This window comes from Rhizobium sp. 268 (assembly GCF_036571585.1).
Lineage (GTDB): Bacteria > Pseudomonadota > Alphaproteobacteria > Rhizobiales > Rhizobiaceae > Rhizobium > Rhizobium redzepovicii.
The window spans coordinates 163,524-179,628 of the sequence record NZ_JAPPSO010000013.1 but is presented as its reverse complement, the minus strand read 5'-3'; the positions used below and the strand labels follow the sequence as shown (position 1 = coordinate 179,628).

General features: G+C 62.4%; 18 protein-coding genes and 1 pseudogene. 9 read left to right on the top strand and 10 right to left on the bottom strand.

Translation table 11 applies throughout. From position 1 onward, the window contains the following. Positions 1–23: 23 nt before the first annotated feature. Positions 24–1,814 carry an acetolactate synthase 3 large subunit gene (locus OS035_RS24930; RefSeq protein ID WP_097629310.1) on the top strand — a complete coding sequence of 597 codons (1,791 nt, stop codon included), beginning with the start codon at positions 24–26 and terminating at the stop codon, positions 1,812–1,814. A 68-nt stretch (positions 1,815–1,882) separates the two neighbouring features. Next, entirely contained in the window at positions 1,883–2,455 is a 573-nt protein-coding gene (gene ilvN / locus OS035_RS24925) for an acetolactate synthase small subunit (protein WP_097629311.1), read from the top strand. Positions 2,456–2,495: 40 nt separating this feature from the next. Here ilvN and OS035_RS24920 read toward each other — a convergent pair. Further along, a pseudogene (locus OS035_RS24920) lies at positions 2,496–3,343 on the bottom strand (aldo/keto reductase). A gap of 149 nt (positions 3,344–3,492) precedes the next feature. Here OS035_RS24920 and OS035_RS24915 point away from each other — a divergent pair. Beyond that, entirely contained in the window at positions 3,493–4,086 is a 594-nt protein-coding gene (locus OS035_RS24915) for a LysE family translocator (protein WP_097629313.1), read from the top strand. Here the strand turns inward: OS035_RS24915 and OS035_RS24910 are convergent. Beyond that, a complete protein-coding gene (locus tag OS035_RS24910) occupies positions 4,078–4,554 on the bottom strand; it encodes a DUF2269 family protein (RefSeq protein WP_097629314.1) in 477 nt (158 codons plus the stop codon). The genes OS035_RS24915 and OS035_RS24910 overlap by 9 nt on opposite strands. Beyond that, positions 4,554–5,828: an SDR family oxidoreductase gene (locus OS035_RS24905; protein ID WP_183779628.1), complete on the bottom strand. Its 1,275-nt coding sequence runs from the start codon at positions 5,826–5,828 to the stop codon at positions 4,554–4,556. The genes OS035_RS24910 and OS035_RS24905 overlap by 1 nt, the downstream gene beginning before the upstream one ends. Positions 5,829–6,228: 400 nt before the next feature. On the opposite strand from OS035_RS24905, the gene nthA reads away from it, so the two are divergent. The 3 genes from nthA to OS035_RS24890 are packed head-to-tail and all read left to right on the top strand — an operon-like array spanning position 6,229 to position 7,842. Next, positions 6,229–6,828, top strand: a complete 600-nt coding sequence (nthA, locus tag OS035_RS24900; protein WP_246699281.1) for a nitrile hydratase subunit alpha — start codon at positions 6,229–6,231, stop codon at positions 6,826–6,828. Continuing rightward, positions 6,825–7,484 (top strand): nitrile hydratase subunit beta, encoded by a 660-nt coding sequence (nthB, locus tag OS035_RS24895; protein WP_183779624.1) that lies wholly within the window; start codon positions 6,825–6,827, stop codon positions 7,482–7,484. The genes nthA and nthB overlap by 4 nt, the downstream gene beginning before the upstream one ends. Then, positions 7,471–7,842: a nitrile hydratase accessory protein gene (locus OS035_RS24890; protein ID WP_097629317.1), complete on the top strand. Its 372-nt coding sequence runs from the start codon at positions 7,471–7,473 to the stop codon at positions 7,840–7,842. Before nthB ends, OS035_RS24890 begins: the two co-directional genes overlap by 14 nt. A gap of 97 nt (positions 7,843–7,939) precedes the next feature. On the opposite strand, the gene OS035_RS24885 is transcribed toward OS035_RS24890, so the two are convergent. The 3 genes from OS035_RS24885 to OS035_RS24875 are packed head-to-tail and all read right to left on the bottom strand — an operon-like array spanning position 7,940 to position 9,643. Next, on the bottom strand, positions 7,940–8,722 hold the full coding sequence (locus OS035_RS24885; RefSeq protein ID WP_097629318.1) for an anti-sigma factor family protein: 783 nt from the start codon (positions 8,720–8,722) through the stop codon (positions 7,940–7,942). Beyond that, complete coding sequence (locus OS035_RS24880; protein ID WP_097629384.1) at positions 8,719–9,234, bottom strand: RNA polymerase sigma factor; 516 nt, start codon at positions 9,232–9,234, stop codon at positions 8,719–8,721. Before OS035_RS24880 ends, OS035_RS24885 begins: the two co-directional genes overlap by 4 nt. 28 nt (positions 9,235–9,262) lie before the next feature. Then, entirely contained in the window at positions 9,263–9,643 is a 381-nt protein-coding gene (locus OS035_RS24875; protein ID WP_183779622.1) for a COG4315 family predicted lipoprotein, read from the bottom strand. 264 nt (positions 9,644–9,907) lie between these two features. Here OS035_RS24875 and OS035_RS24870 point away from each other — a divergent pair, with 264 nt between their 5' ends. Next, positions 9,908–10,396, top strand: a complete 489-nt coding sequence (locus OS035_RS24870) for an RrF2 family transcriptional regulator (protein WP_097629320.1) — start codon at positions 9,908–9,910, stop codon at positions 10,394–10,396. Positions 10,397–10,424: 28 nt separating this feature from the next. Here the strand turns inward: OS035_RS24870 and OS035_RS24865 are convergent, their stop codons facing one another. The 4 genes from OS035_RS24865 to OS035_RS24850 form a co-directional block, all read right to left on the bottom strand. Further along, a complete protein-coding gene (locus OS035_RS24865) occupies positions 10,425–11,903 on the bottom strand; it encodes a mechanosensitive ion channel family protein (protein ID WP_183779620.1) in 1,479 nt (492 codons plus the stop codon). 95 nt (positions 11,904–11,998) lie between these two features. Then, positions 11,999–12,415 (bottom strand): cupin domain-containing protein, encoded by a 417-nt coding sequence (locus tag OS035_RS24860; protein ID WP_183779617.1) that lies wholly within the window; start codon positions 12,413–12,415, stop codon positions 11,999–12,001. 62 nt (positions 12,416–12,477) lie between these two features. Continuing rightward, positions 12,478–13,233: an SDR family oxidoreductase gene (locus OS035_RS24855; RefSeq protein ID WP_097629323.1), complete on the bottom strand. Its 756-nt coding sequence runs from the start codon at positions 13,231–13,233 to the stop codon at positions 12,478–12,480. 69 nt (positions 13,234–13,302) lie between these two features. Continuing rightward, entirely contained in the window at positions 13,303–13,782 is a 480-nt protein-coding gene (locus OS035_RS24850) for a carboxymuconolactone decarboxylase family protein (RefSeq protein ID WP_003593481.1), read from the bottom strand. 132 nt (positions 13,783–13,914) lie between these two features. Here OS035_RS24850 and OS035_RS24845 point away from each other — a divergent pair, with 132 nt between their 5' ends. Beyond that, the gene (locus OS035_RS24845; RefSeq protein WP_183779615.1) at positions 13,915–14,841 is read left to right on the top strand and encodes a LysR family transcriptional regulator; all 927 of its coding nucleotides are present in this window, start codon (positions 13,915–13,917) and stop codon (positions 14,839–14,841) included. Positions 14,842–14,911: 70 nt separating this feature from the next. Further along, on the top strand, positions 14,912–16,039 hold the full coding sequence (locus OS035_RS24840; RefSeq protein WP_003593484.1) for an ATP-dependent DNA helicase: 1,128 nt from the start codon (positions 14,912–14,914) through the stop codon (positions 16,037–16,039). Positions 16,040–16,105 lie beyond the last annotated feature (66 nt).

Below are 16,105 nucleotides of genomic sequence, written 5' to 3'. Positions count from 1 at the left end.
CCCAGCATAAACGGAACAGACAGATGAGCACGGACAATCAGGCGGCAGGCAATCGGATGACGGGAGCGGAGATCGTTCTCAAGGCGCTGAAGGACAACGGCGTCGAACATATCTTCGGCTATCCCGGCGGCGCGGTCCTGCCGATCTATGACGAGATCTTCCAGCAGGAAGAGGTCAAGCACATCCTCGTCCGCCACGAGCAGGGGGCAGGTCATGCGGCCGAGGGTTATGCCCGCTCCACCGGCAAGGTCGGCGTCATGCTGGTCACCTCGGGTCCAGGCGCCACCAATGCAGTCACGCCGCTGCAGGACGCGCTGATGGATTCGATCCCGCTCGTCTGCCTGACCGGTCAGGTTCCGACGCCGCTGATCGGCTCCGACGCCTTCCAAGAATGCGACACGGTCGGCATCACCAGGCCCTGCACCAAGCACAACTGGCTGGTCAAGGACGTCAACCAGCTCGCTGCTGTTATTCACGAGGCCTTCCGCATCGCCCAGTCCGGCCGTCCGGGTCCGGTCGTCGTCGATATTCCGAAAGACGTGCAGTTTGCCACCGGCACCTACACGCCGCCCGCCGATTACGCGATCCAGAAGAGCTATCAGCCGAAGATCCAGGGCGACCTCAACCAGATCCATGCGGCGATCGAGCTGATGGCGACAGCGCGTCGTCCGATCATCTATTCCGGCGGCGGCGTCATCAATTCCGGCCCCGAGGCTTCCAAGCTGCTGCGCGAACTGGTCGAGCTCACCGATTTCCCGATCACCTCGACGCTGATGGGCCTCGGCGCCTATCCGGCTTCGGGCAAAAACTGGCTGAAGATGCTCGGCATGCACGGCTCCTACGAGGCCAACATGGCGATGCACGACTGCGACGTCATGGTCTGCATCGGCGCTCGCTTCGACGACCGCATCACTGGCCGCCTCAACGCCTTTTCGCCGAACTCGAAGAAGATCCATATCGATGTCGATCCCTCTTCGATCAACAAGAATGTCCGGGTCGATATCGGCATCCGCGGTGATGTCGGTCATGTCCTCGAAGATATGGTCCGCTTGTGGCGGGCGCTGCCGAAGAAGCCGGAGAAGAACCGTCTCGAAGACTGGTGGACCGATATCGCCCGCTGGCGGGCGCGCAACTCCTTCGCCTACACAAGGAGCAACGATGTCATCATGCCGCAATATGCGCTGGAGCGGCTCTATGCGCATACCAAGGACCGCGATACCTACATCACCACGGAAGTCGGTCAGCATCAGATGTGGGCGGCGCAGTTCTTCGGCTTCGAGCAGCCTAACCGCTGGATGACTTCGGGCGGCCTCGGTACGATGGGCTACGGCCTGCCGGCCGCGCTCGGCGTGCAGATCGCCCATCCCGACAGCCTCGTCATCGACATTGCCGGCGATGCCTCGATCCAGATGTGCATCCAGGAAATGTCGGCGGCGATCCAGCACGATGCGCCGATCAAGATCTTCATCATGAACAACCAGTATATGGGCATGGTGCGCCAGTGGCAGCAGTTGTTGCACGGCAACCGGCTGTCGAACTCCTATACGGAGGCGATGCCCGATTTCGTCAAGCTGGCGGAAGCCTACGGCGCCGTCGGCCTGCGCTGCGAAAAGCCGGATGAGCTGGACGACGCCATTGTCGAGATGATCGAGGTCAGGAAACCGGTCATCTTCGATTGCCGAGTTGCCAATCTCGCCAACTGCTTCCCGATGATCCCCTCGGGCAAGGCGCATAATGAAATGCTGCTGCCTGATGAAGCCACCGACGAAGCGGTCGCCAATGCGATCGACGCCAAGGGCCGCGCGCTCGTCTGACATTTTTAATTGCGCATAATCCTTTCCGATTTCGGGGTTATGCGGCAGGGAAGAGGAAACTCAAGACCATGAACGCACACCTACAGCCCACGGGCTCCGCTTACTTCATCTCGCCGGAAACGGCGGCGATCGAAAGCCATACGCTTTCCATTCTCGTCGACAACGAACCGGGCGTTCTTGCCCGGGTCATCGGCCTGTTTTCCGGTCGCGGCTACAATATCGAGAGCCTGACGGTCTCCGAGACCGAGCATCAGGCGCATCTTTCCCGCATCACCATCGTCACACGCGGCACACCGCACGTGCTGGAACAGATCAAGGCGCAACTCGAGCGTATCGTACCGGTGCACCGCGTCGTCGATCTGACGGTGCGCGCCCGCGAACTCGGCCAGGACCGGCCGATCGAGCGCGAGGTGGCGCTGGTCAAAGTGATCGGCGAGGGCGAGATGCGCGCCGAGACGCTGCGCCTTGCCGATGCCTTCCACGCCAAGGTCGTGGATGCGACCGTCGGTCACTTCATCCTTGAGATCACCGGCAAGTCGTCCAAGATCGACCAGTTCGTGGCGATCATGAAGCCGCTCGGCCTGATCGAGGTCTGCCGCACCGGCATCGCCGCGATGAACCGCGGCGCGCAGGGCATGTGAGCCGGGCACGCACCACAACAGTGCTGAAAGCCGCTGGAGGTCAGAGCATCTCCAGCGGCTTTTTCTTTGCCGGCGGCGGGAAGGCGGCGTCGAGCGCCTGCCAATCCACGTCGGTGATCTCAAGCGAGACGCAGTCGCGATTCTCAGCCGCGCGGGCGGCATTCGACGTTTTCGGGATGACGATGACGCCGTCGCGTTCAGCAGGAAGGCGAGCGCCAACTGGGCGGGTGTTGCCTGATAGGCCTTGGCGATGCGGATCAGCTCGGGATGATGCAGGATGTGCCCCTGCTCGATCGGCGAATAGGCCATGACCGGAATGCCGCGGTTCTGGCACCAGGGCAGGAGGTCGAATTCGATGCCGCGGCGGGAGAGGTTGTAGAGCACCTGATTGGCGGCGACATTGGCACCGTCGGGCACGGCTAGCAGTTCCTCCATGTCGCCGGTGTCGAAGTTGGAGACGCCCCAGGCGCCGATCTTTCCGGCGGCCTTCAGCATTTCGAAGGCCGCGACGGTCTCGGCCAGCGGATGGCTCCCGCGCCAGTGCAGGAGATAAAGATCGATGCGGTCGGTGCCGAGCCGCTCCAGGCTGTGCTCGCAGGCTTCGATTGTGCCTTTCAGGCTGGCATTCCAGGGATAGACCTTGCTGACGATGAAAACCTCGTCGCGCCGTCCCTTGATCGCCTGAGCGACGATCTCCTCGGCGCCGCCGTCGCCATACATTTCGGCGGTGTCGATCAGTGTCATCCCCAGATCGATGCCGGCCTTGAGGCTTTCGATCTCGGCCCTGGCATGGCCGGCATCCTCGCCCATCGCCCAGGTTCCCTGGCCGAGCGCCGGCACTTCCGCGCCGTTCGGAAATCTGACGAAGGGAATTGGGTCGTCCTGCATGGGTCTTTTCCTGGGAAAGAGATTGGGCCGCGCCGCCATCTTTCAAGTAATCCTGTCACCATGACAATGATGTAATGGCATCGCCGATTTAGGGCAGTTATGCTGACCTAAATAAACGGCCTGCGGGAAAGCCGGCCCCGGGAGGTCGCATGCCGCTGGATACGTTTCTCGCCCTTGTACTCTTTGCCTTCACGACGTCGATCACGCCGGGGCCGAACAATATGATGCTCTTCGCATCGGGCGTGAATTTCGGCTTCCGCAGAACGATACCGCATATGTTCGGCATCGGTGTCGGCTTCTTCTCGCTGCTGATCGGCGTCGGCCTCGGGCTCGGCGCCTTGCTGCATACCGTTCCTGTCGTCTATTCGGCGCTGAAATTTGCCGGCGGCGCCTATCTCGTCTGGATCGCCTGGAAGATCGCCTCATCGCGATCGATCAGTGAAGGCAAGAGCGCCGTCAGGCCGATGTCTTTCTTTTCGGCGGCGGCCTTTCAGTGGGTCAATCCGAAAGCCTGGGTGATGGCGGTCACCGCGATGGCGACCTATACCAATCCCGAGCTCTATCTCGGCAGCGTGCTTCTCGTCGGCCTCGCCTTTGCGGCGGTCAATGTGCCGAGCGTTTCGACCTGGGCAGGCTTCGGCTCGGCGCTCAGGGAATGGCTTTCCGATCCGGTGCGGCTGAAATGGTTCAATATCAGCATGGCTGTACTTCTGGTGGCGAGCCTCTGGCCGATGTTAAAATAGGGTGATCGACGGTTTCGTCAGCATCAGCCACAAAATGCCGATGACGGCAAAGAAGGCCGGAAAGCCGCAGGCGAACCAGATGCGGTAGAGGCTGAAATAGGCCGGCGGCAATGCGCTTCCGGACTTTGCTGCGACACGGGCGAGATCGCGCAGCCGGATCTGGATCCAGACGACCGGCAGCCAGAACAGGCCGGTGACGATATAAAGCAGCAGCGACAGCGCGATCCAGCCTTCCGACAACTCCCAGCCGATTGCCCGCGCCAGCAGATATCCGGTTACGGGCTGGAAAATGGCGGCAGTTGCGGTGAAAATCGTATCGGCAATGACGACGGTTCCGGCGACATGGGCGACTAGGACGGGATTACGCGTGCGATGCGCCATCACCATGAAGAAGGCGATGCCGGCGCCGGTGCCGAAGAGCACGGTCGCGCCGATGACGTGGGCAAGCAGCAGCCACTCCTCGAGCATCAGCGTTCATCCAGGGTGGCAAGGGCCGTCAGCGTCAGTAAGATCGACGGCAGCACCTTTACGAGGGGACCGAGCGGGTCGAGCCAGAGCGTCGGTTCGAGCAGGCTGGCGCCGGCGAGATAGGCGAAAGAGACGGCGAGCATGCCGAGAAGAGCGCGTTTGGCGAGCGGACGGACAAGCACGGCAGCGCCCAGCGCCACGTCGATGAGGCAGGTCGCAAGCGTCAGCGCCGTGGCCGTGGACTCCGGCATGAACGGCAGGAAATGGGCGGATGTCTTCTGCAACGCCAGCAGCGGGATCAGGCCGGAGAGCAGCCAGAAGGCGGAGAGCCCCGATATGACGAGTGGTTTCAGCAGGTAGAGCCGGGCAAACCAGAGATCCTGCACGCCGGATGGATTGGCTGATAGGGTTGCCGCAGCGGATGTCGCGACGAGGCCGCTTTCTCCCTTTACGCTTCGTATGCCCTCCGACATGGCTGTCATCGCCGTCGAGCGCAGCGGCGAGCGCCAGCCGAGCAGCCCTGCGACATCGGCAAGCCACATGACGGGCTTTGCAAGCCACGGCGCAAGGGAAAAGACGCGGGCGGGCGGGAGGCCCAGCCATTGCCGGTGAAGGCTGACGAGATCGGCAAGCGTAAGGATCTCGTCGGCTGCGAGATTGATATCACCGCAGAGGCCGACTGCAACCGCCCGCGACACGGCTTCCGCCACATCGTCCACCGACAACGTTTCGACCGGGCTTTCGGCATGGACGAGCGGCAGCGCCAGGGGGAGGGCGGCAAGCGCCCTGAGCAGCGACGAACCGCCATGGGCATTGCGGCCGAGAACGAGGGCAGGGCGCAGGATGAGGCAAGGCAGGCCGCTTGCCGCCAGCGCCTCGTCGGCCCGGCGCTTGGTGGCGAGGAAGGGCAGGTCGCCCGCCGCGCCGGCCGTCCTCGCCGATATCTGCACGATCAGCGGCTGCGACCCGCGTTTGGCTGCGGCATAGAGCGCCAGCATAGCTTCGGCTTGCGTGGCCGCCAGATTGTCCGAGAGGCCGTCCTGCAGGGCGCCGGCGCAATTGACGACGGCATGCTGGCCGTTGAGGATCTCGTCCCAGTCGTCCGCTTTCGTCATATGTGAGAGATCGGCCCGGCGCCAGTCGATCGCCGGCTGCTTTGGGCGGGCACGCATGGGGTTGCGGCCGAGCCCGGTCACGGCATGCCCATCAGCGACGAGCTGGGCCGCGACGACGGAGCCTATGAAGCCGGTTGCACCGAGAATCAGAATGTTCATGGCGGGAGATTAGCGGAAAAGTTTGAGTGGGGTAGGAGGGCTTGGCGGGCTTGTGGTGTGTGGTAGAAGGAGGAAGCGGAGGATACTGTTAGGATGGCGAGACGTTGCCCACGATTCCCCTTCTCCCCAGCGGGGAGAAGATGCCGGCCGGCAGATAAGGGGGTGAGCGGCACTGCCGCGAATGCACGGAGCGCAAGCAAAGGGCAACAATGACGGGCATGCCGTGCGGCCCCCCATCCGACCCTTCGGGACACCTTCTCCCCGCTGGGGAGAAGAGGAGGAGCGAGTCCGCGCGCATTGAGGAAACAGGACGGCCGATTGCCGTTTGGAGGACATTGCCTTGAACGACGATCACGACCACGACCACCACGATCATGCCCACGACAACCACTACTCCGACATGCAGGCCCGCGTCAAAGCCCTGGAAACGCTGCTGACGGAGAAGGGGCTGATCGATCCGGCGGCGATCGATGCGATCGTCGAGACTTATGAGACGAAGGTGGGGCCGAGGAATGGGGCGCATGTCGTCGCCAAGGCCTGGAGCGATGCCGATTTCGCCGAGTGGCTGAAGCGCGATGCGACGGCGGCGATTGCGAGCCTCGGTTACACCGGCCGGCAGGGCGAGCACATGCGCGCCGTCTTCAACACGGCAGAGACCCATAATCTCATCGTCTGCACGCTCTGCTCCTGTTATCCCTGGTCGGTGCTCGGGCTGCCGCCGGTGTGGTACAAGGCGCCGGCCTATCGCTCGCGCGCCGTGATCGATCCGCGCGGCGTGCTTGCCGAATTTGGGCTGACGCTGCCCGAGGAAAAGAAGATCCGCGTCTGGGATTCGACGGCGGAACTGCGTTATCTCGTTATTCCCGAGCGGCCGGACGGCACGGACGGAATGAACGAGGCAGCACTTGCCGGCCTCGTCAGCCGCGATGCGATGATCGGCACGGCAATCGCAGGTAGCGCGAAGATTTCAGCTGCCGGCAGCCCGGAGGCTCTTCCATGAACGGACCGCACGATCTCGGCGGGCAGATGGGCTTCGGGCCTGTCGCGCCTGAGAAAAACGAACCTTATTTCCATGCCGAATGGGAAAAGCGGGCACTCGGCATCACGCTTTCCTGCGGCGCTTTCGGCGCATGGACGATCGATGAAAGCCGGCATGCACGCGAAAACATTCCGCCGGCCGATTATCTCGCCGCCAGCTATTACGAGATCTGGATCCGCGGCGTCGAGACGTTGCTCGCGCGGCACGGTTTTGCGACGCGCGAGGAGCTGTTGTCCGGCCGCAAGCTGCAGGAGGGCGCTGCGCCGAAACGGGTGCTGAAGGCGGAGATGGTGCCGGGCGCGCTGGCGAAAGGCGGGCCTTGCGATCGTCCTGTCGAAACCGCACCGCTCTTTGCTGTGGGCGAGGCGGTGAGGACGAAGAATTTCAATCCGGCCACCCATACGCGGCTGCCGCGATATGCGCGCGCCAAGACGGGTGTCGTCGAGGCGGTGCAAGGGGCTTTCGTCTTTCCCGACGACAATGCGCATGGCCGAGGCGAAAATCCGCAATGGCTCTATACCGTCGTCTTCGGCGGCGGTGAGATCTGGGGCGAGGGAGCGGATCCGTCGCTAACGGTCTCCATCGATGCGTGGGAGAGCTATCTTGAGCGTTTGTGAGACGCCGTCTCAGCTGGCGCAATCGCTTGGGTTGCCGAAGTCGCCCGAAGGTGATCCGGTTTTTCCCGAGCCTTGGACGGCGGACGCGTTCGCCATGACGGTGCATCTGCATGAGAAGGGGCTGTTCGCCTGGAGCGAATGGGCCGAGGCCCTGTCCAAGGAGTTGCACAAGCCCGGCCGCGCTAGGGATGGCAGCGATTATTTCGACTGCTGGGTGGCGGCTCTTTCCGAACTGCTTGTCAGCCGCGGCGTAGCGGATGCATCCGTCATCCTCGACCTGCAGCAGAGCTGGCAGCGGGCCGCCGAAGCCACGCCACACGGGCAGCCGATCGAACTTGCCAACGATCCGCTGCGCTGATCTGTGGAGCGGTTCAACGGAAGCGCAGAACCGCTCTAGTCTTTTGTTTTACGCAATTCCGGACGGAAAACCGCTTCGCACTTTTCCTGGAGTTGCTCTAGGACGGAAACTGTCTGTAGCATTCCTCGGCCACACCCCGCAGGGTTTCACGCGAGATTTCGCCGGTGACGGCATAGCCGAGTTCGCCGTCGATCCAGTAGAAGGTTTCGAGATTGCCCGAGGAGGCGAAGCGAAAGCTCGTCGTGCGGTTTTCCGTGTTGCGGCCGACAATGACGGTCAGGCGTTCGCCCGCCTGGTTCTCATACATGAACATGGCGCCCGGCCTGTCATCGACCGGCAGCAGGCGGCCGCCAACCAGCTTGAAGCCGAGCGATTGCAGGTTCGGGATCTTCAGGTTCTGGATGGCGAGGCGCTTGCCGAGCCAGGTGGCGAGATGGGCCTCCTCGTCGGCGAAGACCTCGACCGGGTGGCGAACCTCGGCGGCGTAGACCATGAATGCGGTCTCGGCCTGTTTCGGCAAGGTTTCTGAACCGGTAAGCTGCAACGCCGGCCTTTCCAGCAGTGCCGGGCCATAATGGCCACTGACGGTGCCGAGCGCAAAGACGACGAGGGCCGCGGCGGCAATCGCCCAGCGTTTCGGCGTAGAGGAGACGGCACGTGTGGGGGCGACGAGCAGTGGGTCGGTGTCCTTTGCCTTCTCGTAACCGGCAAACAGCGATCGGATGCCCGTGTTCTGCGCCTGCCATTCGGCCACCAGCGCCGCTTCGTCGGGATTGTCGGCAAGATAAGCCTCGATGCGAGCGCGTGCCATTTCGGGCAGCTGCCCGTCGGCAAAGGCGTGGAGATCGGCTTCGGTGACGATCGGATTGGTTTCGTTCATTTCGGTCTCCGAAGCGTAATGACGTTATCGGCCTTCAGCCTCTCGGCGACGCGCAGGCGGGCGCGCGACAGCCGGGACATGACGGTGCCGATGGGAATGTCGAGGGAAGCGGCGACCTCGCTGTACGTGTATCCTTCGATGACGACGAGCATCAGCACGGCGCGGTGCTCCTCCGAAAGGCTGTTCAGCGCGTTATCGAGCCGCGCACGCTCCAGCGGATCGGCCGGCGGTTCGGGAGCGGCCATGTCCCCGGCGGCGTCAAGCTCGACCAGGCCGTCGCGCGCCTTGCCGCGCCGGCCGTTGCGGTAGAGATTGGTCATAATGGTCAGGACCCAGCCGCGCAGGTTGAGGCCGCGCCATTGGCCACGGCGCGCCAGCACCTTTTCGACACAGTCCTGGAGCAGATCCTCGCCATCGGCATCCGAGCGCGTCAGGCTGCGCGAATAGCGCCTGAGCGAGGGAAGGAGGGCCAGGATCTGGCCCTCGAAACTTTCAGGTGCGGGTGTTTTCACGCCAGCCGCTTTCTGATGAGCAAGGCGATCAAGGCTTGGCAAGCTCCCAGTTGCCGCCGACGCCATCGCCAGTAATGTCGCCCGCCTTCTTGTCCTTGACCCAGTAATACAGCGGCATGCCGTCCTTGGCCCATTGCTTCTTGCCATCCTTGCGGTCGATGATCGAATATGCACCATCGGCCTTGGCATCGGAAGCGGCCATCAGCGGCGGCCAGTTTTTGGCGCAATCGTCATTGCAGTTGGAAACGCCCTTGGCGTCCTTCTTGAAGGTGTAGAGGGTCATGCCGTTTTCGCCGGCAAGAACCTTGCCCTTGGCGGATTCGACTTCCTTGACGGGAGCGGCTGCGAAAGCAGCGGTCGCTGCGAGGGCTGCTGCGGCCACGACGGACAGGAATTTCACGGATTTCATGATGTCTCTCCTCAGGTTGGGCACGCAATTTTGCGGTACCTGACATGAGACACGAGACGAGGCGGTATTATTCCGCATGCAGGCAAAGTTTTATCTTGGGCGGGTGATCATTCGCTGTGAGGGATTGTGCCGCCGGCACGAATATAAAGAGATTTCAACTCACGCAACACGCTGCTTTTACGGGTCGTTTACATCATTTCAATTTGCGGATATGATGTATCCTTAATTCCTATTCGCAGAATCAGCCATCACGCGAGTTGCTGAATGATCCTGAAAAGCCAGGTCGAGTGGGCGCTCCACTGTTGCGCCATTCTCGCGGGCCTGCCCGAGGGCAGGTATCTCTCCACCAAGGCGCTCGCCGAGCTTCATGGCCTGCCGAAGGAATATCTCTCCAAGGCGCTGCAGAGCCTTTCGCAGGCATCGCTGGTCGATACCACGCTCGGCCCGAGCGGCGGTTACCGGCTTGCCAAACCGTCCTCCGAGATCAATTTTCTCGACATCGTCGAAGCGGTCGAGGGCAAGGCGCGCAGCTTCACCTGCACGAACATCCGCGACAACAATCCTTGCCGTCCGGCAGGCTATTGCGACAGCAAGCCCTGCGCAGTCGCCCGCGTCATGTGGGAAGCCGACGAGGCATGGCGCAATACGCTGCGGCGCGTCCGGCTTTCCGATCTGGTCGGCACCTTGTCCGAGGAAGTGCCGGCCGAGCTTTGGCAGAGTACCTTCGAATGGGTTCTCAAGCGCGCCGGCTGATTACAGGGCCGCGCGTCTTATTATCGTGCTAGCCCCTGAAGATTGTCCTGATGGTTTTCAGAATGGCGTGCGCGCTGTGGGCGGGTTCCGGGGGGAGTGCTGCGTCGCGAAAGCGCGCCGCGCGGCTGGCGAGCTCTTCGGCGATTTCTTCCGCCAGCGCCGGACGCTGGTTCAGCAACGGAGCGAAGGCCTGTTGATCGATTTCATAGACCGTCACCGGGGTCAGAGCCTCGAGCGTGCAGACTTCCTGCATGCCCGCGAGCAGCCCGGTCTCACCGAAAAAATCACCTGGTGCGAGCCGCCCGCGTTCCCCATCGCCGTGCCGCGCTGCAATAATGCCGGCCCGCACCATCATCAGCGACGGCAGCATTTCCCCCTCCCGCACGATCACGTCGCCCTTGCGGAATTCACGCACGGCGGTGGTCTCGGCAAGCTTCTGCTTTTCATCTGCCGTCAGCGTCGCAAAGATCGGAATGGCCTCGATGAGTTCGAGCGGCGTCACCCGCGGCGGTCGTGCGCTCTCTTCGGTCGGCAGATCGCCCGTCAGCACCGAGGCCGCCGCCGGAACGGCGAGAAGCAGGCCGGCCGATTTGCAGTGGCGATAGACGAGATCGAGCACCTCGTTTCGCGCCTGGACACGCCGGCTCGGGCTCGTCACCCGGAACTGCAGCTCGACTTCGAGCGCGGTGGCGTCCAGCCCCTTTAATGCGACGACCGGCGGCGGGTCGCGCCCGATCGAATTGCAGCTCGTCAGCGCCGATAACATGACTTGGCGGATCGATTCCGGCATCCGTGTCGGGGCGATGCGGATGGTGAGGACAAGGAGATGGCTCTCGTCCGGCCGGCTGACATTCGTCAGGCCGAGCTTGGCGAGAAAACTGTTCGGCAGAACGACGATATTGTTGGCGCTGGTTAGGATATGCGTCGCGCGCCAGTTGCTCTCGACGACGCGCCCTTCCGTGCCATCGCTCAAAAGAATCCAGTCGCCGATGACATAAGGTCGGCCGAGTGTCAGCGCGATGCCGGAGAAAACGTCGGCGAGCGTGTTCTGGAGCGCAAGGCCAAGAATGATGGCGACTACGCCCGAGGTCGCAACGAGGGTCCCGATCGGCACGCCGAAGACGAAGGCCAGAACCGACAGGGCCATGCCGATATAGACGACGCCGATGACGAGATCCTGCAGCAGGCGAGCCTCTCGGGGGCTGCCTTCCAGCACCAGATACAGCCTGATGAAACCGATGACAGCCCATGCCAGGTGAATCCACCAGAGCGTCTTCGCGACAATGACGAGCAAAGCCTGCGGATCCTCGGACCCATAACCTTGAAACCGGTGGGGTTCGATGCCGCTGCCGACGAGGATCAGCGTCATCACGCCAAAAAAGACGATCTGCACCACCAGACGCGTCGTCGGCCGCTGGCGGGACAGCAGGTGCCAGACGACGATTCCGGCGAAGCCGACTGTTATCAGGGATATCAGAGGCTTGCCGAAGAGCGCGTCATAGATCATCTGTCTCGGTTCTCCGGGGTGAGCGGGCGGCCCATGATCGAGCATGTCGGCCGTCAGCGCAAGCATCGGCCTCGCGCGGACGGGTTTGGCGGCCCTTACTTCTTGAGGGGATAAGTCAGCTCTTTCTGGTCGGTGTCGACAACGAAGACGGCGAGCAGGCGGGCGGGCTTCGTCTCGCTGCCGTTGGCGCTGACGCCGTGGCGGTCGCCCGGCATTTCGGAGAAACTCTCGCCGGCATGATAGACCTTGACCGGGCCGTCATTGACCTGGCTGCGGATCGCGCCTTCGAGCACGGTTGCGTAGATGAAGGCGGAGTCCGGATGAGTATGGCCGTCGGAGAAGCCGCCCGGGCCGTATTCGACCAGCACGCTCTTGATGCTCTTGCCCGGCACGTTCGGAAGTTCGTGCTCGTAGACGAGGGTGACCTTGGCAGATTTGCTGTTGTCGTTAGCGCCGGCGCCGGTGGCCGCCAGGCAGGTGAGGGCGGCGGCAAGGATCGATGCTCTGATCATTGGAATCTCCATCTTTGCTGGTGTGGGAGGACGCGCCCCAGTGGTCGCGCCCCGGGGCAAGATCACTTCGACTGGGCGGATTTTGCGAACCATTCTTCGAAGCTGATCGAACCGAGCCGCGGGTTGTTGTCGGAAACAAGCGACTGGTCGTTGAGCCGGACGCCGAAATATTTTGCTTCCGGATCGGCCTCGACGGTGCGCGGGTCTTTCATCGCCTTCAGATATCGGGCGACGAGTTCGCTCAAGCGGGCCCGTTCCGGACCTGATATTTCGATCGTGGCGTTGGCGGGGGCCGACAGCGCCACGTCAGCCATGGCATCGGCGACATCGTCGGAGGCGATCGGCTGCACATAGGCCTGCGACAGGCGAACCGTCTGGCCGACCGTGCCCGACTGGGCGATGCCGCCCAGGAATTCCATGAACTGCGTCGAATGCACGATGGTATAGGGAATGCCCGACGCCTTGATCAGCTTTTCCTGGGCGAGCTTGCCGCGGAAATAGCCGCTGTCCTGTAGCCGCTCGGTGCCGACGACGGAGAGCGCGATATGGTGCTTCACGCCGGCAGTCTTCTCGGCGGCGAGAAGATTGCGCCCCGAGGTCTCGAAGAATTCGAGCACGGCTTTGTCTTCGAAGGACGGCGAATTGGCAAGATCGAGGACGACTTCCGCGCCCTCAAGCGCCGCTGCCAATCCTTCTCCCGTGATCGTATTGACGCCGGAATTCGGCGAGGCGGCAATCACCTCATGCCCCTTCAGGCGCAGGCGTTCGACAGTCTTCGAACCGATGAGGCCGGTTCCGCCGATGACGACGATTTTCATAACAGATCTCCGTTCGCTGCCGGAGGTGCGGCAGCGTCAAAGGTGAATCTTCTCAATGAATTGTGAGGGTTAGTTCAAGCCGGCCTTGTCGAGGCCGTACGCCTTGTCGGCGGAACCGGGGACGGTCTTGAAGCCGACATTGACGCGGTTCCAGGCATTGATCGCCATGACGACGAAGGTCAGATCGGAGATTTCCTTTTCGGAAAGCTGGCCGCGAACCCGTTCGTAAATCTCGTCGGGAATGCCGCCTTCTGGAAGTTTCGTCAGCGCTTCGGTCCAGGCAAGGGCTGCCCGCTCGCGCGGGACGAAGAGGTTTGATTCCCGCCAGATGGCGACGTGATGGAGCCGCAGTTCCGTCTCGCCGTGGATCTTTGCCTGCTTCACATGCATGTCGAGGCAAAAGCCGCATCCATTGATCTGGGAAGCGCGGATCTCGATGAGGGCCTGAAGCTTCTCGTCGATCACGCTGCTACGCAATGCCATGCTGAATTCCATGAACTTCTTGAAAAGCTCGGGGGACTGCTGGGCGTAGTTCAATCGCTGGGTCATGTCGTCTCTCCGTTAATTAAGGATATCTGATATCCTTATGGATAAAATATATCCTTAATTGCTGGACTGTAAAGCCATTCCAGCGCAGTCTGTCTGCATAAAGCCTATGCACAAAAGTATGAGGGGGCAGAGATGGATATCGTTTCGGCATTGCGGACCTTCCAGCGCGTCGTGGAGACGGGCTCGTTTTCGGCGGCGGCACACGATCTCGACGTGACTCAGCCGGCGGTCTCGCGGCAGGTCGCGGCCCTTGAGGGGCATTTCAACACGCGCCTCCTGCACCGCACGACGAGCGGCCTGTCGCTGACGGCGGAGGGGGAGCGGATGCTGCCGATGGCGCTCAGAATTCTCGAAGCGGTGGAGGAACTCGGCGATGCCACCGGATCGGACGGCGTCATGGCTTCCGGGAAGGTCAGGCTCAGTGTTCCGGCACCGCTCGGCCTCTATCTGAGCGAGCGGCTGGGCTATCTTCTCGCCGCCCATCCGAAACTTTCAGTCGAACTGCTCTTCAGGGAGCAGAGCTCCGATATGATCGAGGAGCGCCTCGACCTCGAAGTGCGCCTCGGTTCGGTCGCCGACAGCAGCCTCGTCTGCCGCCGGATCGGCTGGACGACGGCCTTCCTCGTCGCCTCGCCCGCCTATCTCGCGCGCAAGGCGCCGCCGCGGACGCCGAAGGACATCAAGGACCATGAATGCCTGTGCTACAACAGGGCGGGCGATGCCGCGACATGGTCGTTCTCCAACGGCTCCGAAGACATTTCGATTCGGATCTCGCCGCGGCTGACCGCCTGCAGTGCCGTCGCCATTCACAGAGCAGCCCTTGCCGGTGCGGGACTGGCGGTGCTCTCCCATATCATCGCCGTGCCCGATATCGCCGCCGGCCGGCTGATCCCCGTGATGGAGGACTTTCAGCCGAGCCGGCTGCCGATCACCGTCGTCTATCCCTCGAGACGGAACATGCCGCTGCGCGTCAAGACGGTTCTGGATTTTCTGACCGATGCCATCGGGCGGGACCCGTCGATGTGCGCGAGCGGCATGGACCGGCGCTGGGAGGGATGATCATCCCGCTGGGCGATTTGCGGTTTTCCGCCTTGCCTAACGTCCGCGAATCCTGCCAAGTCCTCCGATCATGCAATTTGCGCCGCAACAAGATGAAGCCCTCAAGGCTGTTTCGAAATGGCTGAATGAAGGGCGCTCGCCACTCTTCCGCCTGTTCGGCTATGCCGGGACGGGAAAGACGACGCTTGCCAAGCATTTCGCCGAGAATGTCGACGGCGACGTGCTGTTTGCCGCCTTCACCGGCAAGGCGGCACAAGTGCTGCGCTCGCGCGGCGCCTCCAACGCCAAGACGATCCATTCGCTGATCTACCGGCCACGCGGCGAGGAGGCAGTGGAGGACGAAGAGACCGGCAAGACCTCGATCGCGCCGATGTTTTCGATCAACCGGCAAAGCCCGGTCGCCAAGGCGGCGCTGATCATCGTCGACGAATGCTCGATGGTGGACGAGGCGCTCGGCAAGGATCTGATGAGCTTCGGCACGCCGATCCTGGTGCTCGGCGATCCCGGCCAGTTGCCGCCGGTCAGCGGCGGCGGATACTTCACCAACCAAGATCCGGATTACCTGCTGACCGATATCCACCGGCAGGCGCGCGACAATCCGATCATCAAGCTCGCCATGCAGGTGCGTGAGGGCAATGAGGTGATGTATGGCGACTACGGCACGGCCAAGGTGATCTCGAAGAACGAGGTTACGCAGGATCTCGTGATGAAAGCCGATCAGGTGCTCGTCGGCACCAACAGGACGCGGCGGCGCTATAATCAGCGCCTGCGCGAGTTGAAAGGCTTTAATGCCGAGTATCCGCAGACCGGCGACAAACTCGTCTGCCTCCGCAACGATCCGGCCAAAGGCCTGCTCAACGGCTCGCTCTGGCAGGTGATGACCTCGTCCAAGGAAACGACGAAGCCCGGCATCAATCTGCTGGTCCGGCCCGAAGACGACGACATGGATCGGGGCGCCGCCAAGATCAAGCTCCTGAAACAGGCCTTCGAGGATGTCGAAGGCGAAATCCCCTGGAACACCCGCAAGCGCTACGACGAGTTCGACTACGGCTATGCACTGACCGTTCACAAGGCGCAGGGTTCGCAATGGAACGACGTCGTGCTCTTCGACGAGAGCTGGGCGTTTCGCGATACGCGGGAACGCTGGCTTTATACGGCCATCACACGCGCGGCGGAGACGCTGACGATCGTGCGCTGATAGGATTGGCGGGAGGCGACGGTGGCGGCCGTCGAGAGCGTGGGCCAGGCTTGCCCGCGGTGCAGT